Source organism: Amycolatopsis magusensis (assembly GCF_017875555.1).
Taxonomy (GTDB): domain Bacteria; phylum Actinomycetota; class Actinomycetes; order Mycobacteriales; family Pseudonocardiaceae; genus Amycolatopsis; species Amycolatopsis magusensis.
Genome location: NZ_JAGGMS010000001.1, coordinates 9,200,500 through 9,223,863, shown reverse-complemented (window position 1 = coordinate 9,223,863; position 23,364 = coordinate 9,200,500). Strand labels below are relative to the sequence as shown.

The window sequence follows — 23,364 nt, the reverse complement described above, 5'->3', positions numbered from 1 at the left end:
CTCGGCTGACCCAGTGCAGTGAAAGAAGGTCATGCCCACGTCACCGCCACCCGGCTCCGATCGGGCCCGGCTCGCCGCGAAACTGCGTGAAATTCGTGCTGCCACTGGGATGTCGGGCAATCAGTTCGCCAAGCGCCTGGGCTGGCCGCAGTCACGGCTGTCCAAGATCGAGACCGGTGCGCAATTTCCGACCGGGGACGACGTCACCATGTGGCTCGAGGGTGCGGGCGCTCAAGGCGAGGAGGACGTGGTCAGCGACCTGCTCAGGCATGCTCGGGTGGAATCCGTATCGTTCCGCCACGAATTCCCGAAGCCCGGTGGGGCCGGCGCCAAGCAACGGTCGGTCCGCGAGATGGAACAGCGAGCGAGCAGGGTCGCGACCTTTCAACCCGCAGTGCTGCCCGGGCTCGTCCAGACACCCCGCTACATGCGCGAACTGCTCGCTCTCCCGTCCGGCCCCGTGCAGATGGGTGGTGCCTCCGCCGCGGATGTAGAGCAGTTGGTGGCCGTGAGGATCGACAGGCAAAGCCTGTTGCACGATCCCGGCAAAGTCCTGCCGATGGTGGTCGGGGAAGCGGCCCTTTGGAGTCGGATCGGGAGCACGGAGACGCAACTCGGCCAACTGGATCGACTGCAGGCACTCGTCGGCCTGCGCACGGTGGACTTGCGCATCTTGCCGTTGAGCGCCGTCATGCCGGTCGCGCCGCTGCACGGATTCCGGATCTTCGATACCGACCTCGTCGTGGTGGAGACCTTCATTCGCGACAACCTGTTCATGGATCCAGACGAGATCGAACTGTACGAAGTGCTGTTCCGCCACCTTCAAGCCGCGGCGGTGGCCGGTGACGAAGCGGCCGGTCTGATCCAGCGCGTATCGCGGCAGTTGATCGCCGAATCCTGAAAGTTCAAGCTGCCATGGCGCAGGTCGGGCAGTCCGGGTGTGGCCGGTCCAGCCTGGTGATGAAGCTGTGGTCCATGGTGGCGAGGCTGAAGCCGTACTGGCAGTTCAACGGAAGCTGTGGTGCGCCCGTCAGCAAGCTCAGCACCGCGTGTGCGACCAGGTTGCCGACGACTCCGGCTGTCACCGCGTTGGCGGCGTGCGCTGGGAGGGCCGTTGCCGATCTCCATGTCGCCACCATCGGCCGTTGGGCCTCGCGGTCCCTTTCCGTCAGGCGGGCGCACTCGTAACAGGGCCCCGTTCCTGGTCGGTACACGCCCACGTTGATCTGCGGGCCGTGATATCCCCCATAAACCCAGGGGGTGCCGGTCCGTGCGCATGCCTGGTTCGCCCAAGTCCGGATTTCCGCGGGCTGATCGGCGACCATGACCAGCACGTCGCAGTCCGCTGCCAGCCGCTGCAGCGGAGGCACCCCGTCGATACGTTTCGCCTCTCCGGTGACCTCGATGTCGGAGTTGGCCGCTCGTAACCTCTCAACCGCCACATCCACCTTCAGCCGACCCTGATCCGGTTCGGTGTAGAGAATCTGCCGATTGAGGTTGGACAGCTCGACCACATCCGGGTCGACGCAGTGCAGGTGTCCAACGCCGGACATGCCGAGGTTCAATGCGGCGGTGCACCCTCCGCCGCCCACGCCGATCACCACCACACGAGCTCCGGCCAAACGGACCAGGAAATCCCAGCTGGAACCCCTGCGTGCCAGATCGATCCAGCGGTTGAGCAGCCTGCCCCGGCTGTGACGCTCGCGCTGGCGGGCACTCAAAGCGGGACAAGGCGGCTCGTCGGCATCCTCGACATACCCGAGCCTGACCAGCTCTTCGATGTCCGCTTCGGCTTCCCCGGCGGGGTATGCCGGAAAATGGTGGGCCAGTTCGGCGACGATCTGGCCCACCGTTCTCGTCCCGTCGAGGAGCTCGAGCAACGCCCACAACACACCGTCCGGATCCCTCAGCTCGGCAGCGATGCCGAACACCTTCCCGCCGATCCGGTTCCAACCATCACCGAAACGGACCGGACGATGGGCATCCCGTATTCGTGGGCGCATGACTCCTCCTCGGTCAGCTGTTGTCGGCGCAGTAGACGTGGTGTGTCGCATCGGTGCGCTTCACCAGCACGATTTCGATCATCGCCATCCACCTCCTTCGACCGGGGACCAGACCGGAAAGCACCATGCAGCCCTGTCGAATGCCTCCGCCTGAGTGACTTGACTCGTGGAACCCCTGCGTGTCCATGCCGGCCTCCCTGCTCGTGCCCCTGGCTCGCCCCTGCGTTGGAGCCTTTTCGCCGGTGTGCGTGTTGGTCAGCTGCGCGGGGGGACCCGCTGGTTTGATCAATCGATCTACGATGTAGACTAGAGTTTTAGTAGACGTCTTCAACGTAGAGCTCTACATTGTAGTATGTCCAGGGGCCGTTCGTGCACCATGCGGGTGATTTGGGTGGTCGCGGTCCGTGACAGGTGTCCGAGGAGGTGGCACGTGGGCACGCTGACCCCCACGGCTGTGAAGCGTTACATCGCGCTGGAGATGAAGCGCCTCCGAGAAGCGGCTGGCTGCGACCGAGCCGCCGCAGCGGACCGTATCGGCAAAGCCACGACCGTTATCGCTCATGTCGAGACGTCCAGGAATCTGCCTGCGCCGGCGGACCTGGAACTCCTGCTCAATTTATATGGCGTGCCGGACCGTATCCCGTTCTTTCTTGATCTGATCAAGCGGGCCAAGCGGGGCCGGGACTGGTGGATAAGTTTCAACAAGAACAAATCGGTTCCAGAGTGGTTCAACTTGTATCTGGGCCTTGAGACGGGTGCGGAAAAAATAAGTAGCATCGACTTCGTTGTCCTGCCTGGGTTGTTCCAGATCCGCGACTACGCCCTTGCGGTCATGCGAGAAGGTCGGAAGTATCCGAAAGAAGTTGAACTCAACGCCATGGTCGACCTGCGAATGGCGCGTCAGGAAATCTTGGATCGAGTGGAGGATGCACCGCAGATCTGGGCAATCTTGGATGAAGGTGTTCTTCGTCGCCAGACGGGCGGACCTGCGGTGATGCGTGCCCAGTTGCAACATCTACTCGAACTGATAGAGCGACCCAAGATCGACATACAGGTACTTCCCTTCTCCGTAGGTGCCCACGGGGCTTCCGACGGATCCTTCATTATATTGGATTATCCGACGGAATTCGACGGTGATCCGGGAACTGTTTACGTCGAAAATCGGCGTGAAGGTATTTATTATGAAAATGCGGAAGACCTGCGCGACGTTCGAAACACATTCGAACGCCTGCAAATGAAGGCTGAGAGGCCCGAAGTTTCGCGCCAGTTCATCCATGACTTGATTAAGGATATTGATGAGCACTGATTCGTCTCGCCCGGACCTCACCGGCATGTCCGGGTGGTGGAAATCGAGTTACAGCTCCGGTGCGGGCGGGTGCGTTGAGGTCAATGACTCGGTGCCCGGATTCGTCGGCGTGCGAGACTCCAAACTCGGCACGGAGAGCCCGGTCCTGCTCTTCGAGCCCCACGAGATCCGTGCCTTCGTGCTCGGCGCGAAAGCCGGCGAGTTCGACCACCTGTGCACCTGATGCCACCTGCGCGCTGTCGCTACGGCCGCGCTCGTCGATCCGGCACAGCGCTGGGGTGCGCAGCAGCGCAGCGCGAAGGCACATGCGCTACTTGGCCAGCGGCTTCCGCATAACAGGGCCGACCCGAGCGTCCACGGGGAGCGCCTGAGTCTCCTCCTCCCGGTTGATAGACGAACCAGATCGTGCAGTACGACTGGGAGACCGGTCGGGCGAAGCTGGAGGCCACGGTGTCCGAAGGTCTGGTCGCATTGGAGGCCGGAGCTCGTCTCGGCAGTCACAGGGTCGACAGCGACTTGCTGTTCACCGAGTCCGACGGCACTCCGCTTCATCCGGCGGACGTGACGGCCCGGTTCGCCGAGTTGGCCAAGCGAGCTGGGCTATCGCCGATCCGGCTGCATGACTTGGGCCGCGGGCGCCACCCTCGCTCTGGCGACAGGCACGGAATGACGGATCGTGCAGGGCATGCTCCGGCATTCTTCGATCATCGTGACCATGGACACCTGCACCACCGTGTCGAGATGGCGCACGCGGCTGCGGAGGCCCTTGCCGGATCGTCCCGCGGATGGCGACGTGACAGCTCGTGCTCGCCTCGGGCGCGGAAGCGAGCATAAGGACAGCCGACAACAACCCCAGAGAACCCACAAAAATGCAGGTCAGCATACTTACTGACCTGAAGCCTGGGGTTGGCCATCAGGGGCTCGAACCCGCTGGTTAAGAGCCCGAACCCGGCCGTGTCGAGTGATGCCGAACAAGACCTTTTAGTCTGGCGCGGGGCCTCCGCTGTGTTGTCGTGTGTCGCCTAGTGCCGGACTGTTTAGACCTCTCGGGCTCGTCCCGGGCTCGCGTGTACCGGACCGTGTCGCGTCGTCCGGCCTCTGTTGGAGGTGTCTGCGCTCGCTTGGAGCGGCGCCCCGTTGTCGTTTTCGGTTAAATAGGGTCGAACGTAGTCCCTCCGGGGTCGTGCGACACCGTGACGCCAGTGGGCATAGCATCACGGAACCGCGCGACGATCTCGTAGACAAGGAACGCCTTGGCGCGTCCGGGGAGCTGTGGCGGACGCGGGCGTTTCTCAGTACCTGGCGCCCGAGACGGAGCGGCTCAGCCTCAACGAGGCGTCCGCGCCGCGTTGACGGGAACCGCCTGGACACGCCGTCGAGGCGTGCCAGGCCCGTTCCGGCGGTGAACCCGGCGATCAGCCGATTGGGCACAGCCCGGCTCTGTCGCCGGTGCCGCCTCCCGAGCGAAGCGCGCGGCGGGTGATCGACATGGAATATCCTCCTTTCTACCGATCGGCCTGACCGCTGAACCGCATCAGGCGAAGGCACTGAGTGCGCAGCAGAAAGGCGGACTGACCTGGACCGGACGTGAGCTGCTGCACAACCGGCAGGCTCGGGCGCGTCGTCCGGCGGACCTGGGAGGCCAGCGGCAGGCCGGGGTTCAGGACCTTCCCGTATTCGGAAATGGCCTTGGCGAGCGAGTTCGTGGGGGTTTTCTCGTTAGGAAGGGCCAGGTACACCGGCTTTCCGGCCGCGGCGGCGCATGCCGTGTCGTGACCGTAGTCGCCCACCACGAAATCGGCTTGCGCGGCAAGCACATGCCATTCATTCCCGGGCCGCAGGAACTCCACGCGCTCCTGCACGACTTCCCCAGCCCACGCTTCCAGCTGCCGCCTGCCGTGCCGCGCCCACACGTCCGGGTGAAGGCGGCAGACCAAACGCGTCCCCCGAGCTGGCAGAGCCGTGGCAAGGGAGCGGAGGAGAGCCGGGGTCCGGGCGAACAACGAGCCTGGCCCCCGGTCCGACAGCACAAGACCCAGCTGTCGGCCGCCGCGATTCCGAGGCTGCCGCCGACAGGCACGAATCAGCCCGTCATACCCGGGGTCGCCGACGACGACCGAGTGCCGGGCCAGCTGTGGACCCTCAGCGCGAAGCCAGGCCAACGCCCGCAGCTGAGGCAGGCCGACGAGCACCGGCTCGGGGTGCGCTTGCCGCTGCCGGAGCAACCGAACGATTGCGGCGACACAGCACCGGCCGTTGTGGTCGACGATCGCGCCCTCCGCTGAAACCTCGGGCAGCACCAGCAGCGGACCATTCAGCATGGCGGCCCCGGCCGGGTCGGCTGTGACGGCCAGATCGAAGCGTTCACGGATGACGCGTTCCCACGGCGTGGTGAGCGCGCCGATCGTACCGAGGTAAGCACGGACCAGGTCCTCGGCGGGGCCGGGCGGCTGGGTGAAGACGACCTGGAAACCCGGCTCCGATTCGATCGCCTGTACCGCCGCGCTCACACGCTCGCCCGCCGCCACACTGTGCACCACCGCCAGAATCACGCGTCGCACCGGGTAGGTCCGTGCGCCGTACCCGGCCGTCCACCACGGTGTGAAGTCCGCCGATTCTGAATATCCCATGGGTTCCTCCCTGAGTGGTCGTTCCGACGGCGCCACTGTCCGTGCCGGTTGTGGGGGAAACCGTGGTGGAAAGCGTGGTGGCCCGTTCAGCCGAGGGCGGGCGAGCAGTGGTCTGGTTCACTGGGGAACCATGGACGAAGCCAGCGTCGACCTGCGCGTTTTCGGTGCGGTGCGCTTACTGGTGAACGGCGAAGCGGTACGCCTGGAACCTCGCCAGGTCACCGTTCTGGCGATCGCTGCTGTGGCGGAGGGCAAGGTTGCCTTCGACGAGCTGACTGATCGGTTCGGGGTCAAGGACCCGGCCACGCTGCGGTCCTACGGGGCGAAGCTGCGGGCTCGCTCAGGAGTCGAGCTGGTCAAGAAGAACAAGCGCACGGTTCTGCAGCTGGCGATCGCGCAGGACTCGGTCGACCTGTGGCGGTTCCGCGCTTGGCTCGCCGCCTGTGCCGGGTTGCCTGCTGACCGGAAGCTGCCGCTGCTGCGCGAGGCACTGGAGTGTTGGCAAGGACCGCCGCTGGCCGGGTTGGACCCGCGCTGGGTCCGTGACGAGCTCGCGCAGCTGCGGGCCGAAGGACGCCGGGCCTTCCTCGAGCTGATCAAGCTCGCCGCAGAACAGGAAGGACCTGAAGCCGCGGCCGGCCACGCGCAGCGAGCCGGTGAACTGCTACCGGACGACGACGAGATCCGGGCCGTGCTGTGGCGCTTATGGGCCGAATGCGGCCGGGCGAGCGCGATCGCCGATGACCTACGCCGGCGCGAAGAGCTGCCTTCGGATCTCGGGTCGCCCTCGCCGGGGCACCTGCGCAAGGAAGCCGGAGCACTGGTAGCGAAGGCGCGGCGGGTGTCGGCAGCGGTTCCCGAGCAGGTGCCACGCTCGTTGCCGCTCGTGCGGTCGACGGTGCACGGTCGCGAAGCCGAGCTGACGCTCCTCGACACCCTGACCGACCCCGGTGGCGGGGTGCGGGTCGTGACAGTCCACGGTCTTGGTGGATTGGGCAAGACCGAGCTGGTCGTCGAATGGGCCCATCGCATGGCGACGCGATTTCCCGACGGCGTCCTCTTCGCCGACTTGGGCGGTTTCTCGCCTTCTGGCCCGGTCCGACCCGAAGTCGTCCTGACCAACTTCGCGAGGCAGCTGGGGATTCCGCTCCCCGACCAGGCCGGTGATGCCGGGCTGGCCGCCTATCGGACCGCCGTGAACACCCGCGCCGTTCTGGTCATCGTCGACAACGCTCCCGACGTCCGGCAGGTGGCGGACCTCTTGGCTGCCGGAGAACGCAGCCGCACGGTCGTCACGACGCGTGCCGCCGCAACCACGCCGGCCGCAGCGGGTGCGCGAATGCTGAACCTACAGCCGATCACCGGCGAAGCCAGCCTGGCCGTCCTGCGCGAAACCATCGGTGCGGAGCGGACCGCGGCGGAGCCGTTCGCGGCGGCGAAGCTCGTAGCAGCGTGCGCGGGATTTCCTCTGGCGGTGAGGCTGGTCGCCGTGCAGGCGCAGCTCAACCCGACGGTCAAACTCGCGGACCTGCTGTCCCGGCTGGGCACGGCCGCCGCGGTGCTGGGCGCGAAACCCGAAGGAGAGCCAGCGTTGCACAACTCACTCGCCTTGTCTTATGCGCCACTGTCCGCCGAAGCGGCCCGGGTGCTGCAGGTCGCCGCGCTCCATCCGGGACCTGAGATCGCCCTGGAAATGATTCCGTTCTTGACGCGCCTGCCGGTGTCCTCGGTGCCGGACGCTGTGGACGAGCTCCTGCGAGGAAATCTGCTCGATCCGGTCGCCGGCCAGCGGTTCCGCCTCCACGACCTGGTCCGAGCCTTCGCCCGGGAACGAGCGGTTGAAGAGCTGTCGGCGGAAGAAGTGCGCGCGGTCCGGGAACGGTTGCTCGGGTGGCTGCTGGCCGCCGCCCGGTTGTCCGATCGGGCCCTCCGATCCGGCCGGGAGCTCCCGGACGACCTCGTGGCTGCCGATGACGCACCGCTGCCTGCGCCGGCAACGGAGGATGATGGCCGGCGGTGGTTCGAGACCGAGCACGACACCCTGCTCGCCGTGCTGGACTCGCCGGACTTCCGGTCCTTCACGGAGTACCGGTGGCGGTTGCCTCTCGCCCTGTGCTGCTACCACACCCGCAACGGTCCGTGGTCGGCTGCGGAACTCCTGCTGGCCTCGGCCGCCGAGATAGCCAAGGACGAGTTGGACGTCCCCGTCCGCACGCGGTATCAGGCCGTGTGCCACCGGGTTCTGGGCAACATCCAGCGGAAGCTGCGGAAATTCGGAGCTGCGGAGCGCAACCTCGCGACATCGATCACCTTGGCCGAGAACATCGGTGATCCGCTGGAAACGGCGAACGGGCACCAGCAGATGGGTGTCTTGCTGGAAGACCGGGAGGAGTGGGCGGCAGCGCGGCACCACGCGACTGTGGCCGGGGGTCTCTACGAAGGCCTGGCCGATGACCGCGGAGTCGCCGCAACGCTGCCGACGGAGATCCACTGCCACCTGGAGCTGGCGGAACCGGAGCGGGCGCTGGCGCGGGAGCCGTTCGCCATCGAGGTGATGACTCGCGCGAGCACGCCGTACAACCGGGGTGCGCTACACCGCGTCCTGCTGGACTGTCATCTGAGGGTCGGGAATTCGGCCGAGGCGATCGCCCACGGTGAGGCCGCCCGCGCGTGCTACCTCGAGTCCGGGGCGCCCACGAACGAGGTCCGCGCGCTGGCAGCGCTGGCCCGGGCGTATGCGGCGGACGGCCGATCCGAGGACGAGCTGCGCGCGCTGCGAGACTTCGTGGCCCGCTACGACCGGTTACGGCAGCGGGAACCCGAAGACCGGCAGCTGCACACGGCGGTGAAGCGCCGGCTGGCCGCATTGGGCGCCTGAGCAGATCAACTCCCGGCAGCTTCGGGCTCGCCGTCATCCTCGTTCGCGTCCCGCATCGGCAGGATGTACTCCTGCGCCTTCCGTGCGAGGTGCAGTGGCAGCGGCCGGCTGAGCGCGTCACGGTAGTCGGGTGCCTGCCTCAGCTGGTGAACGGCCATGGCCAGGGCAGCCGGGTCGTCCCCGGTATCGGGATGGCAGCCGAGCACCGCGATTTCGACGAGGCCGGGGTTCCACGCGGGGCGGTCGACGTCGATCGTCGGCTCGCCGGCCCGCTCGCCCCGGCGGATCGGCCGGGTCTGCAACTTGTGCGCCTCCACGGCGGAAGTTTGCGCGGTGGAGGCCTTCGGCGTGGTGCTGTAGAAGATCCTCTCGTGCTCCGGGCCGGCGCTCGTCCACAGGTTGGCCGGCAGGCCGTTCACTCCGTCGTCGGCGGCGAGGCCCCACCACTGCGGGGTCTCTCGCCGTTCCCCGGTGCGGATCCGGACCAGCCGCAGCCACGGATTCGGCCGCCCGGCCGGCGCGACGCCGGTGCGGATGAGATCCCGCCGGACCTCACCGTCCTGCACCCACGTCCAGAGGTTCCGGATGTTCTGCGCGTCGACAAGGAGCACCGTCGGGACACCCCGGACCTCGGCCGAGGCGAGCACCCGGTGCAGGAACTCCTCGGTGGCGGACCGTTGCTCGTCCCGGGTGCGCGACCAGTCGAACCACGGCTCGTCGTGGTCGCCGACGCCGGCCAGGTCGTGCTCGGAGACCGCGGCGAGGGCGGGCAACCGGGTCAGGTAGCGGGGGTAGGCGATCCACGCTCCCATGCCTTCGAGGGCTTCGGCGTCCCAGGCCAGGATCTCACCGGGCGCACCCGCGCCGGCGCGCACCAGCACCGCGACCGGGAACTTGCCCTTGGCCGATCGATCGGTCGCGCCGCGCGCCTTCGTCGCCATCCACACGGCGAGGTACTGGATGCCGTCGGGCAGACCGGCTGGGACATCGGTGCGCGGCACCACCGTCGCTCCCAGCTGCCGCAGCGCGTCCAGCCACGACGACTCGGCCGCAGCGGGGAGGGCTTTCTCCGCGCGCTTTGTGCCGGGGGTGGTGATGAACTGGGTGACGACCCCGCTGTCCGCCGCGCCGAGACGCAACGCGAACTTGGGATCGTTGCGGCCGCGGAACACGGTGCGGCCGTGGATCTCGACCAGCGCGACCGTGGGAACCGCGGCGTCCGCACCGTTCTTGGCGAGGAACTCGCCCATGTCCGCCCGGCGCTTGGCCAGCGCCCGGGCGGCACGGTCGGCCAGGTCCCGCACCGGCTCCCGGGAAACGCCCAGGCTGTCCGTCAGGCCGTTGTCCAGCCGAAGACAGCTCGCCGTCACCACCAGCTCCGGCGTCTGCCACCGCAGCACGACGGGCTCCCCCCGGCCGCTGCGATCGTGGGCCTCGGTGCTCACCTCGCTCGCCCCGCCGTCTCCTTCGAGACCGAGCACACCGGCAAGCGCAGTGATCGCATGGTCGCGCGTCCTTTCGGTGCGCCAGAGCAGTCGGGCCGTGAACTCTGGCGTGCCGGACCAATCCGCGTACAGTGCCGCCAACGACATCCGCCGGGCACGGTGCAGCTCCGCCTTGGCCGCCGCTGTTCGATCACTGGAGCCGCCCCGGCGCACATTGGCCGGCTTGTTCGCGGGCAGGCTCGACCGGGTGAGATCGGGGACCCTGGCCAGGTCCGGTAGGAGGGCCTGCTCGGCCCAATCGACCAGGCGAGAGCGCTCGTGAGACATGAAGCCGGCGCCGACGCCGTGCATGCCCATCGGTGTGCTGTACGCAATCAGCGCGTCGACGCTACGGTCCCCGGTGAACCATCGTTCGGGCTCGCCGAGAAGACCGGCGGGATCCGGAAACGGCCGCCGGCCGCTCGCGAGCTTCGCCATCAGCTTCACGGGGTCACCGTGCCGCCACCCGAGCTTCTCGTTGGGGTGAGTCACGTACGCGACGCTGAAGCGGTCGCTGACGGGAACGCCGGGCAGCCAAGACATCACCGGACGCAGGTAGACGGCGCTGTCCCGGCGGTACCCCAGGCGCACTAGCCCGGTCTCCGGGTCGGGGTGCGTCGCCCACCGGCGCACCCCGAAGTGCAGGTGCACTCGCGGTCGGGCGCGGAACGGCACCGTGTGGAGGGTGACGGCGACGGTGACCGAGAACCACCACCGCCCGTGCTTGTCGTCGTGGAACAGCGGTTGGGACATCAGCTCCGCGCCCTGCTGACGAGATTGCCGGACGACGGACCGGAAGTGAAGCACCTGCCCACCGGCGTCGTACGGCTCGTGTGCCTGGAGCCGGTGGGCGAAGTGCTGCGTGGTGAGCAAGTACTGGAGCGCGGTCGGGTGCGCGGTTCCGCCGTTACTGACGTCGCACCGCGTCAGCGAAATCTGCTGTTTCTTCCACACCGGAGGCTCGGCGCGCAACGCTTCGCAGACCTGGCTCGCCTCCCTCGGATGGTCCGCGCCGATTTCTTCGACCCAGAATTCCAGCAGCCGGAGCAGGATCGGGACCCGCAGCGGCTCGCCCGCGTCGGCCGGGCAGTACAGCCAGGTCCGGGGACTCTCGCCCGCTGCGACCGGACGCGGTAGCACACCGAGCCGTAGGTCCAGAGCTTGGAGCAGGGAATCCAGCCGACGGGTCGGCGGTGCCGGCAATCGGGCCCTGCCCGCCCTGCCGAGGTTGGCCAGATCGAGCACTTGTGTGGCGAGGGGCTCGGGAAACTCCAGCGTGTGGAAGTCCGCTGTGAGCCCGTCGCCGTCCGCGGCGGGTTCGTAGGCGGCCCGGCGGATCGTGGTGTAGCGCGGAGCCAAGGTCAAGTCCTCCCGGAGCCGGTGGCGACGTTGTCCAGGTCGGGGAGCTCGGGCTGGTCGAGCACCCGGCACAATGCGAGGTAAACGGGTCCGTACAGCAGCTCGGCGAGCCGCATGTCCGCGGGAGCGACCGGATCGTCGTCCGGTCTCGGGGCGAAGTACGGACGCAGGGCGTTCCGGATGCCGTGGAGCAAGCTGGATCGGGCGGTGTCGCGGCGCTGGCGCCGCCGCGGGTTCGGTGACTGCCTTTCGGCGGTCGCCAGCGCGAACTTAGCGTCGACGAACACCACCCGGGCGGCTACACCGCCACGGACGAGCCTGCCAATCACCTGCCAGAGCACGACCAACTGGTCCCAGGCGAACGAGCCCAGTTCGTCGTCGTCCAGGGCCGAGTACGCGTACTTACGGATCAGCAGCCTGCCCCAGTTGCTGCGGGCGAGCGCGCGGAACGCCCGGCCGGCGGCGTCGAGCGAGCCGTGTGCGGCGACCAGGTCGGCGAACGACCGCGGACCGGTGTCCCCGGACGTCGGGAGGTCGCGCGTGTAGCGGCTTTCCCAGTCGTTGATGGCGAGCACGGAGAGCCCGATGTCGGTCGGCACCGGGTGCGGTCGAGTGAGCAGCAGTGCCACGCCGAGCGCCGCGTCGTTGTCCCTGTTCAGGATGTTGTAGCCGCGTTCGATGGCGAGCATCGGCGCGACGAGCACGCGGGCCATGGCATCGGTCGCGAAGAGGCCCACGTTGCCGCGCCGGACGACGGCGGCCCGGTCGAGGTCGTCGGCCTCGTCGTCCAGCTCGGCCTGGTCCGGAACCAGGGCCTTGACGTGACCGTGCCAGCCGGGCATCCCGTTCAGCTGGTCCGCGACGTCCCGGGCGTCCTGATAGTTCCCGACGAGGAGCAGCGCGCGCCGCCGGTTCGGGTTGTCGACGGCCCGGATCTCCTCTTCCAACGGTGAAATTCCACCCGGGCCAGGCTTGCCGAGCCGGTCCACGAGTGTGCGCAGGAGCGAGGGCCGTACGCGGGGTGACTTTCCGGACAGGCTGATCGGTCTCCCGTTGTCGTCATGGAAGAAGCGCATCTTGAAGATGGTTTCCCGCACCCGCCGCTCGGCTTCGGGCGACGGCCGCAGGATCGCGTCGACCGGCGCGACGACGTGCGCGCGGGTGGATGTCCCGGCCCAGCTCGTGCCCGAAAGCAGCAGCACGTGTGGCCCGCCGCGGCCGGTTGTGGGGTCAGCGCCGAGAGACGGCAGGGAGAACAGCAGCTCCCGGCCGACGCCGGTGCACCGGAAGAACCGGAGGGTCCCGGTCACCCCCTCGCGTTCGTCGTCATTTCGGTCGACGACGTATTGGAAGCCCAGCACGTTGCCCATCGGCGACTCGGGCACAAGCGGCAGGTAGTCCATCGGCGGCCGGCGGATCAGCTCGTTGTCCGCGGCGTCCAGCCGCATCGCGTCCTGGACCAGCGGCCATAGGTGGGTTAGCCGGTCCAGCCGGTGGTGCAGCGCCGAGAGCAGGAGGACGAACTCCAGCTTGCGCACCAACGGGTCGTTGTCGGCCACTGGGCCCGGCTCGGCCGGCGTACCGAGCACCCGGAGCGATCCGACAAGCCCGGCCAGCCGGCGGGCGACGGCCTTGCGATTCAGCGTGTGCAGGAGGTCCTGCGTCGTCGCGGCCAGGTGGTCGGCGAGGCTTTCGTAGGGGCCGCTGTCGCCCAGCGGGTCGTCCCGGAACCGGTCGAACACCTGCTCGGCCTCGATCCGGGGCGGCCCCGGCTCGTCGGCCGGGAGCTCCTCGTCCTCGTCCCCGGGATCGGCGCCTTCGGGCCGGTAGAGCTCTGTGAGCAGCTTTGCCTGCAGGGTCCAGGAGTTGAAGTACTCGATCCCCACCCATTGGCGCAGGTCCTCGTCCGCGATCAGCATTGAGTAGAGCTGGTTCGTGGCACCGGAAACGACCGAGAGAGCCACCTCCCAATTCCGCACGTTGCGATCGGACAGCTGTAGGCGACCGGCCCGCGAGAGTTCGCGGATGTTGTGCGTGTGCAAGGTGTCCAGCCACGAGTGGGGTTCGCGGGAGACGAGTGTCGCCGTCGGGGCGAAGACCATGTCCAGGTTCATCATCACCCGGTCCGCCTCGTCGACGACGATGAGGTCGCTGCGCAGGCAGGCCAGCTCGAGCTGGCGCAGGTGCACCCCGCCGGTGTGGCCCGGGACGGGGCTGTTCACCAGCGACGCCATGGTGGCGACCCACACGCGCGCGTCGACCTGGTCACGCGCGTTCCCGTGTCGAGGGCACTCGTGCCACAGGGGACAGCTCGCCGCGCGCGGCCGAGGCCGGCCGGGGACCAGGTCGGCCACGCGATACAGCCGCGAGCACGGGGCATCGACCGCACGGACCGGTGTTTCCGCGGCCCGCAGCGCGTCGAGCGGGCAAGCGGTGCCGAGATCGGCGAACCCTTCGTCCTCGTGGTGCCCGGCCAGCCGCACGTGACCGTTCGCGGCGAGGCGCCGATGCAGTCCCTGGACGTGCTGCTCGCGGTTGGAAGAGCCGATGATCGGCGTCACCATCCGCTCCCCGAGGTAGCTCCGCAGCTCCCGCGCCGTGGCCAGCTGCTCGGCGACGTCACCGACCACCAGTGTGGTCCGCAACGGCTCCGGCCGGCGCACCGCCCAGACCGCGAGCACCTTCATCAGGGTGCTCTTGCCGACCCCGACGACGCCGACCGCGTGTAGGAGCCCGTCCAGCCGCAGCGGCTCGTTCTCGACGAAGTCCTGCCCGATGACGTCCCGGACGAGCAGCCGCGTCGACTCGATACTGGCCTGCCAATTGTCGCGCCCATCCTCCGGGGCGTTGTCGTCCATCCAGGCAGCGATGTCGCCGAGCGCCGCCCACGTGATGGCACAGGGCTGTCCGTTCAGCACCGTGGGGGCGGCGAGATCGTGGCCTGGAACGTCACGTGCCCGCCCCGCGACGTCGTCTGGGATTTCCACCTCGACGCGCTCGTCGCGGTCGAAGTAAAAGAACTGCCCTGGTTCTGCCAGCACGGGCCGACCATCGACGAAGTCCGGCAAGGTCAGCAAGGCCTGGTCGTACACATCGAACCGCGAGCCCAGTGTGGTCGTCCCGGTCCACTCGAACGAGCCGAGGTCGTCGGCCAGCCGGAAAGCGGCCAGCGCGGAGTCGAGGTCCTGGTAGTCGCGAAGGGCTTCGAGCCAGGCTTCCGGTCGGCGAAGGGACCAGAGCCGGTGCCGGACGCAGGTGATCATCCAGTCCTGATTCGGATCGATCGCCAGGCCGGCTGCCCGGGCGAAGGGATACCCGCCCAGCAATGGCCAGACCGACGTCGGCGGCTGCGTTGCATCGAGCCGCTGCAGCAGGGTCAGGCCGAGCTCGACCGGGCAGATCACGTCCAGCGGCAGGGTCAGGCCGCTCTGCGCAAGCTCGTCGGTGAGTTCGGTGTACCACTTCCGGCTACGCATGGGCGCCCGCCTCGTCATGGAGCAAATCTGTGAACCCGGCTTCAGAGAAGATCATGGCTGTCGTCGCGTGTTCCCTCGCGATCCGCAGGTAGGCGGGATCGGCGTCGGTCCGGTAGCGGGCGACGACCCAGTGCATGGAGTCGGCGCTGTGGCCGGCTACGGACGCGGCAATCGCCCGCCCGAGCAGTGCTGGGCTGTGCCAGTCGACGAGTTGCGCGCTCCGGATCCGGCCGGCGGGCGTCGTCACGCGCAGGTCGCCGGGTCCGGACACAGGCCAGTGCTCGACTTCGACCCCGGACGCCGCCAGTTCGGCGCCGAACCGCTGGGCTGCCCGTCCCGGACCGGCGACGAACTGCCGGTGCCGGCGGTCACCTTGGACGAGGACTTGGGCGTCACGGTCCCAGCGAGCACCGGGCGTCACGATGCCGTCGATGGCGCACTCCTCCCGTTCGCACCACCAATCCTCGCCGGCCGGCAGTAGTGGGCCGCCGCAGCCGGCACAGGCATGGATTTCCCCGTCAACTTCGTAGCCGGGTCCGATCGGGACATACCAGGCGGTCAGGTGATCGTCGAGCACGCGGATCGAGGCGAAGAATCGCACGTCGTTGAACCCGTCGTTCGTGAGGACCAGATGATCCGCCAGCACCTCCCGCAGCGTGCGGTACTCCGGCGCGCGGTCGTGTTCGTCGGCGAGAGCCGCCATTGCCTTGACCTGGCGTGACACCTCCAGGAACGGGTTGGCCGTCTCGGCCTGGAGCGCGATCTCGTGGCACAGCGCGGTCGGTGCGCCCGAAAGTTCATCGAGGAGCAGGCCGTGCTCGGGGTAGACGTCCGGGGGGAGCACGAGCGGCCACAGGCCAAGCGGACGGTCGTAGCCCCAGCGGATCAGCCCCGGCACGGAAGACGGGGGGCGCGCATCGCGGCGCAGGCAGTGCAGGGTCAGCCGATCCATGGTGCGCTGCACGGCCGGCGGGTACGGCATCCGGAACGTGGCCAGGTCACCCAGCTCGTCGAGTGCCACCAAAGCCGTCGAGACCGCCCCGAGCACCTGCTCGTCTTCGTTTTCGGTGGTCACGACGCGGATCGCCGGTTCGCGGTCAGGTACTCGACACCTGGTGCGCACCACCGGCGGACCTCGCACTGCGCGCAGTCGTCACCCGGCGTCGGCGCAAACGCCGTGTCACGCAAAAGTGGTTCCACCAGCTCGCCGATGACTTCCTGGGCCTCCGCCACCTGAGCCGGGTCGGCGGGGTCCACCTCTTCGAGGGCGCACCCGTCGGGGCGCAGCTGTTCGAGCTCGATCCTCGATCCGCCCGGCGAGTCCTCCGACGCCCGAGCAGACAGGATCAGGACCGCCAGCGCCAGCTGGGGTACTTCGCGCAGCAACGACCGGTCGCGGCGCAGCCTGCGCCGCGACGTCTTGGTCTCCCGCCACACCCAGCAGCTACCCCGTCGGTAGAGGAGGTCGGGGGTACCGCCGAAGACCACGTCCAGCCTCGAGTCGTGGGCGACCAGGAACCGGTGCCGGCCGTCTTGTACCTCATCGACGTCCGGGAAGGGGCACAACGCCGCGTGCTTGGCGAGCATCTCCAGCGCGGTCCGCCGATCGTCCTCCGGGAGCATTGCGACGTCCCCACCCGGCGCGTCGCCTGGCCGGCAGCGGCGTGCGCCGCCGGTGTGCCGTTCCCGCAAGGTCTCGTCGACCGCGCGCCCGACGAGCACCGGCCGGCCTTCGACGAGCCCGGTGTCGCGGACCTTCAGCTGCCGCCGCAGATGGTATTTCGCCGGGCAGCTCCGGTAGTAGCGCAGGTCGGTGACCGACAGCGTCCGCCGTGGCCCGGGCACGGTCGGGACAGCCGGCAGAAGGTCGGCGGCCGCGAGGGCGGGGCAAGCAGGGACTTCGGGGCACGAAACGCAGTCACGACCGGGGTGCCGCGCGGTGCCATCGACGATCTCGACGAGTTTCGGTGCGACCTTTTCCTGTGCTTGATCGCGGATCTGCGCGGCTGTCCGCTCCACAACCGGCCCGGCGACCGGAGACGTCGCCCCGAACAGGACGACGCGAACCTTTTCCGGAACACCCTCTCCGCCGAATGCGGCCACGTTGGCGGCGGCCAGGGTGACGATTTCTGGCCGCTCCACCGGAGCGGCCAGGCTCAGCAGCCACATTTCCCGGACGGAGTCGTCGACCGACTGGTACCGGCGCCCCCAGCACGTCTGCTCATACCGGCTGACCCCGCGCTGGTCCACCGCGTCACGGCGATGGGTGATCTTCCATGGGGACCGCACTGGAACCAGTTCCGGCGCGGCGGCCCGGTGGGTAAGCCATGCAGTGCGGTAGTTCCGGAAGGCGTCGATCGACCACCGGATCAGCCCGGCGTGCGCGGGCGGCCGGTCGGCTCCGAATGTCCCCCGGGTCCGGACGAGTGATTTGACGACGTCCGCGTCGGCCCGGTTCGCGAATTCGGCCAAATCCAGCGCGGCCATGAGCGGACCGAGGGTGAATTCGGTCAACGCTGTTACCGGGAAGGCCGTTCCATGTCGGGCTTTGTGCGCCTGCGCGCGGGGGCAGCCCGTGGCTCCGGTGTCGGTCGCGCTCACGCGCACAATCTGTCCAGTATTTGTCACGTCGGCCCGTTCCCTCCTGTTTCGGATTCGTCGGTGCCAACGAATCCTAATCGCCGAAATAAGGGAAGGCCGTGCGGGTGGCGATATCCGGTGGGTTAGCCTTCGGGGCATGACGAGTACGGCGGACTGGGCCGGGTCCGGATTGGCGCACGGTGTGGTCCTCGGCCAGCGGTTCCAGGTCGACGGCCCGGCGGGCAAGGGGGGAATGGGCACGGCGTTCTTCGCGACCGACCTTGAGTCCCGCAAGCGGGTGGTCGTCAAGGTCCCGCAGTTGCCGGTCACGGCCGAACGGGATCCCGAGGCGTGGCGGCGGATCACGCGCAGGTTCGCGCGCGAGGGTCGGCACCTAGGTAAGGTCGAGCACCCGAACATCCCGGCGGTGGTCGGCGTGGGCGAACACGGTTCGGTTCCGTACCTGGTCATGACCTGCATCTGCGGAATCGAACTGACCGAGTACCGCGTGCGTACCGTGCCCAGGCCCGCGGAGTTCGCCGCGATCGGCACGGCGGTGGCGGGCGCGTTGGCCGCCTGCCACGAGAACGGCATCGTGCATCGCGACCTGAAGCCCGACAACCTCCTGGTCGGCGAGAACGGCGTCGTCTACGTGATCGACTTCGGGATCGCGCTGTCGTTCGACAAGGAAACGTCGAGGCACACGAGGAATTTCGTCGGGACCGACGCCTATGCGGCACCGGAACGGTTTCTGGGCGGCGAGCAGTTCGCGCCGTCGGACCTGTACAGCCTCGGCTGCGTGTTCTACCACCTGTTGACCGGCCGGGCCCCGTTCGTCGAGGACGGCGAGAAGACGCTGGAGAAGCAGCATCTGGACGACCTGCCGGTACCGCCGTCGCAGTTCGCCGCCGGAGCTCTTCCAGATCTGGAAGAGCTCACTTTGGCGTTGTTGGCAAAGGATACCGACGACCGGCCGGGAGTTGACGACGTCCAGGCGGTGCTGCGGCCGCACCTGCCGGAGCTCGGCGCACCCGAGCCCAACCCGGTGTCCCGGCCCGACGTGACGATCCCCTACCGCACCCCGGAGGCGGTCCGCGCGCCCGAGGCACCGGCCAGGGCTCGCACGGAGTCCGTCCGCCCGTTCCGCGCCCGGCGGCGACGCGACTTTCTCACCGAAGCCGACATCGCGGAGACCCTCCAGCAGGCCACCACCGCACACGAGGGCGGCGACCACGCGGCCGCCATGCAAATGCTGACCGACCTGCGCTGCCGGGCGATCGAGACGTTCGGGAAGGGCAATCCCAAGGTGGAGCCGATCGAGCGGGCATTGAGCATACTGGTGCAGCCGTGACGTCATCCCGGGAGACTGCGGGCTCCTGGAGCCTGTTTGTGACCGTCCGCTGTACCCGTTGTATCACGTGGCGGTGCTGCTAAGGCTGTGGCGCAGGGAGCTGGTCGGCTTGCGGTGGTGCGATGTCGATCTAGCGATTCGGACAATCTCGGTGGCGCGGCAACTCGTCGAGCGAGATGGCAGAGGCGTTGCCTGTCCAAGACCGACGCCAGCTGCCGAACCGTCGCGCCGGACCGCGAGACGACGTCGCTGCTGCGTCGGCTGGCCCGGCGCGACCCGGATGGAGATTGGGTCTTCTCCCATGATCGGGGTCAGCTGTGGAGTCCGAGCTACGTCTCGCACACCTTCGGGACGCTGCGCCTCGGAGCCGGTCACCCTCGCTGACTACATCGCGGGCATCGGCGACTCGCAAAAGACCATCGACGAGCTCGTCGGCGACCTGCAGCGGATCTGGAGCCACGCGGCGGCTGGCTTCACCATCGAGTTCGAGGTACTGAGCCCGGTGATGGGGGCCTACGATCGGCTGGCCGACGCGGGCTTCGTCTCTCTCGAAGCTCCTCTCTTGATCGTTAATAAGGTCGCCTTGTAGCGAGCGAGCGAAGATGAGCACTCGCGTCCGCAGGTGGGCAACTGCGCATCGTGGAAGGCTGGCGTGATGAGCGACGACAACGGTGAGATGCCGCGGGGTGTGTGGCCTGCGGTAGCTGCCCCGCCGGGCCTGTGTGCCAAGTACGCGGACGACCCCTGCAAACCGGGACTGACGACCCCGATCTATGCCTTCAGTGGCGAGGGGCGCCCGCTGGTGCTCAACCTCGGCGGGAAGCTGCTCGTGCGGGCGGATCGGCCGGAGATGGTGGGGGTTTTGCTGCCCTACGTCGGAATCGACGTGCAGTTCGGCCCACCGTTGGCAGGGCCGTTTACCCCGGCGCCGGCGGGCTTGGTGGCGGTGTTCGACGATGGGCGCGAGCGGCCCGTGCTGTTCTACGATGTGCACGGCCGCGCGGTGCTGATGAATCCCGACGACCCTACGTGTGATTTGGTGCTGGCCGAGACCATTGCCGACCTGAAGCAAGTCGATTTCCGGCAGGTGCCCGGCGAACCAGCACCGGACTGAGATCAACTCGCGGTTCGGTGCCAGGACCAAAAGATCTGCTGCTCGACTAGCACGGACGCTGCTAGCGCAGCGCTCAACTGCGCGGCCGAGTGTTCACCTTCGTTGGTTCCTACACGCCTGTCCATCTTCCTTTCCTCTTCCTCTGTGTCTCCCGACTTTGGTGCCGGTAGGCACGTGACTAGGCGACCTGGCGGGGGGCAGTTGATCTTGGTGTCGAAAATCGTGTCTGAAACCCGCCTCTTGAGATGTAGGTACACCATCGGGAGGCAGGCCACTGATGACTTCAACACGCTTCGAGCTTTGGGTAGGGGATGCGGCCAAATTGGTCGCTGGGATGTCGGCGGGCTCGGTGGATTGCGTGGTGACGTCGCCGCCCTATTGGGGATTGCGCGACTACCGCGTCGAGGGCCAGTACGGAGTCGAGCCCACGGTGGAGCAGTACGTCGCGCGGTTGGCGGACTTGTTTGACGGCGTCCGCAGGGTTTGTCGCTGGTTGGCACCGTGTGGCTGAATCTGGGTGACTGCTTTGGTGGCTCGTGGGGAAATTACGTCGCCCGCACGTCGGGCACATCCGGCGGGGCAGGCTCCGGGTGGGGCATCTGGAGGGGATGCTCGACGCGATCGTCGAGCACAACGATTTGATCAAGGAGTACCGGGACAGCGGTGATCCGCGGAAGGTCGCGGCGGTGAAGTGGCAGCGGCCGGTCGGTCCGACTTCGATTCGTCGGATTCGGGAGACCTTGCGGGCGGTGTTGAGTCCGGCGGTGAAGGAGGGGTTGCTGACGGTGAACGTGGCGTCGCTGGTGGAGTTGCCGCCGGCGAATCGGCCGAAGCCGAAGCTGTGGACGGCGGAGCGCGTTGCGAGGTGGCGGCTGACTGGTGAGGTTCTGTCGCCAGTGATGGTGTGGACCGCGGAGCAGACCGGGCGGTTCCTCGACTACGCGCTCACTGACCGCTTGTACCCGCTGTTCCACTTGATTGCTCATGTGGGGCTGCGCCGAGGCGAGGCGTGCGGGCAGCGCCGATCCGATACATATCTGGACGCGGCCACCCTTGAGGTGGCGAACCAGATCGTGCAGTACGGCTGGGAGACCGGTCAGGCGAAGCCGAAGACCACAGCGTCCGAAGGCCTGGTCGCATTGGATGCGGACACCGTGCTCGTCCTGCGTGATCACCTCACGGGCCAAGACGCCGACAAGGCTGCTCTTGGCAGTGACTGGATCGACAGCGATCTGCTGTTCACCGAGTCCGATGGCAGGCCGCTGCACCCGGCGGACGTGACGGCCCGGTTCGCCGAGCTGGTCAGGCGGGCTGGGTTGCCGCCGATCCGGCTGCACGACTTGCGGCACGGCGCCGCCACCCTCGCCTTGGCAGCGGGCGCGGATATGAAGGTCGTGCAGAGCATGCTCCGGCACTCTTCGATCACCGTGACCATGGATACCTACACCACAGTGCTGCCGGAAATCGCCCACGCGGCAGCGGAGGCGACAGCCAAGATCATTCCTCGGGCGGCAGCGCGACAGCTCGGGCTCGACTCGGGCACTGAAACAACCACAAAGGACTGTCAGGCAACTACCCCAGAAACCACAAAACTCCAGGTCAGCATCAACACTGACCTGGAGTCTGGGGGTGCGCCATCAGGGACTCGAACCCCGAACCCGCTGGTTAAGAGCCAGCTGCTCTGCCAATTGAGCTAATGGCGCCGGGCGGGTTTCCTGCTCTCCCGCACCAACGAGAAGAACTTTAGCACGCGGTTCTGAGCCCCTTCGCGGGGGTCCCCCGAAGCGAGTTCGACCCAGTTCAGCAGTCCCGCACACACGCCGGAACCCGGTCGGGCACACTGTAGCCGGACACTTGGGGCATTCTTCTAGTCGAAATGGACGGTCTTCCATGAGCGGTCGGGGCGGAGTGGGGCGTCGCCCGATTACGGGGCGTTCCGGAGTGCGGTTGTCGCTGCTGGCGGTCGCGGCCGGACTCATCATCTCGGGTTGTACATCCTCGCCGGGTGCGGAACCCGGTCCTGGGGGCCAAGATGCCCCGAAAGAGACCTCGACGGCCCCGCCGAAGCCGGTCGCGCTGGCGCTGACCCCGGCCCAGGGCGCGGCGGACGTGGCTCCCGGTGAACCGGTCCGGGTCAACGCCACCGACGGCAAGATCAACGACGTCAAGCTGGTCAACGCCGAGGGCAAGCCCGTCGCGGGCCAGCTCGCGCCGGACGGCGCCGGCTGGGTGTCGAGCGAGCCGCTCGGCTACGGCAAGAGCTACACCCTGACCGCGACCGGCACCGGCACCAACGGCCAGCCGTCCACTTCGACCTCCGCCTTCAACACCGCGAAGCCGGCCAGGCAGACCACCGTGTCGATCAACGCGCAGGAGGGCGAGACGGTCGGTGTCGGCATGCCGATCATCTTCACCTTCGGCCTCAAGGTGACCGACAAGGCCGCCGCGGAGAAGGCGCTGGAGGTCAAGTCGGAGCCGCAGGTCGAGGGCGCGTTCCACTGGTTCAGCGACACCTCGGTGATCTGGCGGCCGAAGGACTACTGGCCCTCGGGCACCAAGGTCTCGGTGAAGGCGGCGGTGTACGGCAAGAACCTGGGCGGTGGCACCTACGGCAAGGAGGACCGCGCGGCGAACTTCACCATCGGCGACAAGCTGGTGGCGGTGGCCGACGGCGGGACCTTCCAGATGAAGGTGTCGATCAACGACCAGGAAGCCAAGGTCATGCCGATCTCGATGGGCAAGAAGTCCTCGAGCACGCCGAACGGCAACTACACGGTGATGAGCGAGCACACCGGGTACACGATGGACTCGAGCACCTACGGCGTGCCGACGGACAGTTCGGCGGGGTACCGCACCTTCGTGCAGTACGCGGTCCGCATGTCCAACAGCGGCATCTTCTACCACTCGGCGCCGTGGTCGGTGGGTTCGCAGGGCAAGCGCAACGTCAGCCACGGCTGCATCAACCTGTCCACGGAGAACGCGAAGTGGTTGATGGACACCTCGAAGAAGGGTGACATCATCACCGTCCTGAACGGCGGCCCGCAGACCCTCGCCGCCACCGACGGCTGGTCCGTCTGGCAAATGACCTGGGACGACTGGAAATCCGGCGGCCAGAAGAACTAACCCCCCAAGCCACAGGGCCCCGCACCAAGAAATGGCGCGGGGCCCTTCGCATGCCTGGAT

At 67.7% G+C, this 23,364-nt stretch carries 15 protein-coding genes, 1 tRNA gene and 1 pseudogene; 9 read left to right on the top strand and 8 right to left on the bottom strand.

The annotated features are described in order from the left end of the window. Positions 1-31 precede the first annotated feature (31 nt). Entirely contained in the window at positions 32-901 is an 870-nt protein-coding gene (locus JOM49_RS41625; protein ID WP_209670258.1) for a helix-turn-helix domain-containing protein, read from the top strand. Between the two features lie 4 nt (positions 902-905). On the opposite strand, the gene JOM49_RS41620 is transcribed toward JOM49_RS41625, so the two are convergent. Together JOM49_RS41620 and JOM49_RS41615 are read right to left on the bottom strand one after the other, a co-directional pair. Continuing rightward, positions 906-2,003, bottom strand: coding sequence for a PqqD family peptide modification chaperone (locus JOM49_RS41620; protein WP_209670256.1), 1,098 nt, complete (start codon positions 2,001-2,003; stop codon positions 906-908). Positions 2,004-2,016: 13 nt separating this feature from the next. Then, the gene (locus tag JOM49_RS41615) at positions 2,017-2,190 is read right to left on the bottom strand and encodes a hypothetical protein (protein ID WP_209670254.1); all 174 of its coding nucleotides are present in this window, start codon (positions 2,188-2,190) and stop codon (positions 2,017-2,019) included. 243 nt (positions 2,191-2,433) lie between these two features. Here JOM49_RS41615 and JOM49_RS41610 point away from each other — a divergent pair, with 243 nt between their 5' ends. Next, on the top strand, positions 2,434-3,309 hold the full coding sequence (locus JOM49_RS41610) for a DUF5753 domain-containing protein (protein ID WP_209670252.1): 876 nt from the start codon (positions 2,434-2,436) through the stop codon (positions 3,307-3,309). Next, positions 3,299-3,532, top strand: a complete 234-nt coding sequence (locus tag JOM49_RS41605; protein ID WP_209670250.1) for a DUF397 domain-containing protein — start codon at positions 3,299-3,301, stop codon at positions 3,530-3,532. The genes JOM49_RS41610 and JOM49_RS41605 overlap by 11 nt, the downstream gene beginning before the upstream one ends. Before the next feature lie 1,282 nt (positions 3,533-4,814). Here JOM49_RS41605 and JOM49_RS41600 read toward each other — a convergent pair. Further along, entirely contained in the window at positions 4,815-5,939 is a 1,125-nt protein-coding gene (locus JOM49_RS41600) for a hypothetical protein (protein WP_209670248.1), read from the bottom strand. Between the two features lie 130 nt (positions 5,940-6,069). On the opposite strand from JOM49_RS41600, the gene JOM49_RS41595 reads away from it, so the two are divergent. Then, positions 6,070-8,817, top strand: coding sequence for a bacterial transcriptional activator domain-containing protein (locus JOM49_RS41595; protein ID WP_209670246.1), 2,748 nt, complete (start codon positions 6,070-6,072; stop codon positions 8,815-8,817). Positions 8,818-8,822: 5 nt separating this feature from the next. Here the strand turns inward: JOM49_RS41595 and JOM49_RS41590 are convergent, their stop codons facing one another. The 4 genes from JOM49_RS41590 to JOM49_RS41575 are packed head-to-tail and all read right to left on the bottom strand — an operon-like array spanning position 8,823 to position 17,650. After that, entirely contained in the window at positions 8,823-11,660 is a 2,838-nt protein-coding gene (locus JOM49_RS41590) for a pPIWI_RE module domain-containing protein (protein ID WP_209670244.1), read from the bottom strand. A gap of 2 nt (positions 11,661-11,662) precedes the next feature. Beyond that, positions 11,663-15,136 (bottom strand): pPIWI_RE_Z domain-containing protein, encoded by a 3,474-nt coding sequence (locus JOM49_RS41585; protein ID WP_209670242.1) that lies wholly within the window; start codon positions 15,134-15,136, stop codon positions 11,663-11,665. Next, positions 15,129-16,211 (bottom strand): pPIWI_RE_Y domain-containing protein, encoded by a 1,083-nt coding sequence (locus JOM49_RS41580; RefSeq protein WP_209670241.1) that lies wholly within the window; start codon positions 16,209-16,211, stop codon positions 15,129-15,131. Before JOM49_RS41580 ends, JOM49_RS41585 begins: the two co-directional genes overlap by 8 nt. Further along, positions 16,208-17,650 (bottom strand): PD-(D/E)XK nuclease family protein, encoded by a 1,443-nt coding sequence (locus JOM49_RS41575; protein ID WP_209670239.1) that lies wholly within the window; start codon positions 17,648-17,650, stop codon positions 16,208-16,210. Before JOM49_RS41575 ends, JOM49_RS41580 begins: the two co-directional genes overlap by 4 nt. Positions 17,651-17,873: 223 nt before the next feature. On the opposite strand from JOM49_RS41575, the gene JOM49_RS41570 reads away from it, so the two are divergent. The 4 genes and pseudogenes from JOM49_RS41570 to JOM49_RS44465 all read left to right on the top strand — a co-directional run. Continuing rightward, positions 17,874-19,067 (top strand): serine/threonine-protein kinase, encoded by a 1,194-nt coding sequence (locus tag JOM49_RS41570; protein ID WP_209670237.1) that lies wholly within the window; start codon positions 17,874-17,876, stop codon positions 19,065-19,067. A gap of 301 nt (positions 19,068-19,368) precedes the next feature. Continuing rightward, the gene (locus JOM49_RS41565; protein WP_209670236.1) at positions 19,369-19,656 is read left to right on the top strand and encodes a hypothetical protein; all 288 of its coding nucleotides are present in this window, start codon (positions 19,369-19,371) and stop codon (positions 19,654-19,656) included. Between the two features lie 66 nt (positions 19,657-19,722). Beyond that, entirely contained in the window at positions 19,723-20,181 is a 459-nt protein-coding gene (locus JOM49_RS41560) for a hypothetical protein (protein ID WP_209670234.1), read from the top strand. Between the two features lie 608 nt (positions 20,182-20,789). Then, positions 20,790-21,623 (top strand): annotated as a pseudogene (locus JOM49_RS44465) (site-specific integrase); the annotation flags it as partial. 188 nt (positions 21,624-21,811) lie between these two features. On the opposite strand, the gene JOM49_RS41545 reads toward JOM49_RS44465, so the two are convergent. Beyond that, positions 21,812-21,884: transfer RNA gene (locus JOM49_RS41545), tRNA-Lys, on the bottom strand. A 187-nt stretch (positions 21,885-22,071) separates the two neighbouring features. Here JOM49_RS41545 and JOM49_RS41540 point away from each other — a divergent pair. Beyond that, on the top strand, positions 22,072-23,304 hold the full coding sequence (locus JOM49_RS41540; RefSeq protein ID WP_209670232.1) for a L,D-transpeptidase: 1,233 nt from the start codon (positions 22,072-22,074) through the stop codon (positions 23,302-23,304). The last annotated feature ends 60 nt before the right edge of the window (positions 23,305-23,364 follow it).

Coding starts and splice junctions, on each gene's coding strand:
- JOM49_RS41540 (WP_209670232.1), top strand. CDS start 22,072: ATGAGCGGTCGGGGCGGAGTGGGGCGTCGCCCGATTACGGGGCGTTCC.
- JOM49_RS41600 (WP_209670248.1), bottom strand. CDS start 5,939: ATGGGATATTCAGAATCGGCGGACTTCACACCGTGGTGGACGGCCGGG.
- JOM49_RS41565 (WP_209670236.1), top strand. CDS start 19,369: ATGATCGGGGTCAGCTGTGGAGTCCGAGCTACGTCTCGCACACCTTCG.
- JOM49_RS41615 (WP_209670254.1), bottom strand. CDS start 2,190: ATGGACACGCAGGGGTTCCACGAGTCAAGTCACTCAGGCGGAGGCATT.
- JOM49_RS41595 (WP_209670246.1), top strand. CDS start 6,070: ATGGACGAAGCCAGCGTCGACCTGCGCGTTTTCGGTGCGGTGCGCTTA.
- JOM49_RS41585 (WP_209670242.1), bottom strand. CDS start 15,136: ATGCGTAGCCGGAAGTGGTACACCGAACTCACCGACGAGCTTGCGCAG.
- JOM49_RS41620 (WP_209670256.1), bottom strand. CDS start 2,003: ATGCGCCCACGAATACGGGATGCCCATCGTCCGGTCCGTTTCGGTGAT.
- JOM49_RS41625 (WP_209670258.1), top strand. CDS start 32: ATGCCCACGTCACCGCCACCCGGCTCCGATCGGGCCCGGCTCGCCGCG.
- JOM49_RS41560 (WP_209670234.1), top strand. CDS start 19,723: ATGAGCGACGACAACGGTGAGATGCCGCGGGGTGTGTGGCCTGCGGTA.
- JOM49_RS41570 (WP_209670237.1), top strand. CDS start 17,874: ATGACGAGTACGGCGGACTGGGCCGGGTCCGGATTGGCGCACGGTGTG.
- JOM49_RS41605 (WP_209670250.1), top strand. CDS start 3,299: ATGAGCACTGATTCGTCTCGCCCGGACCTCACCGGCATGTCCGGGTGG.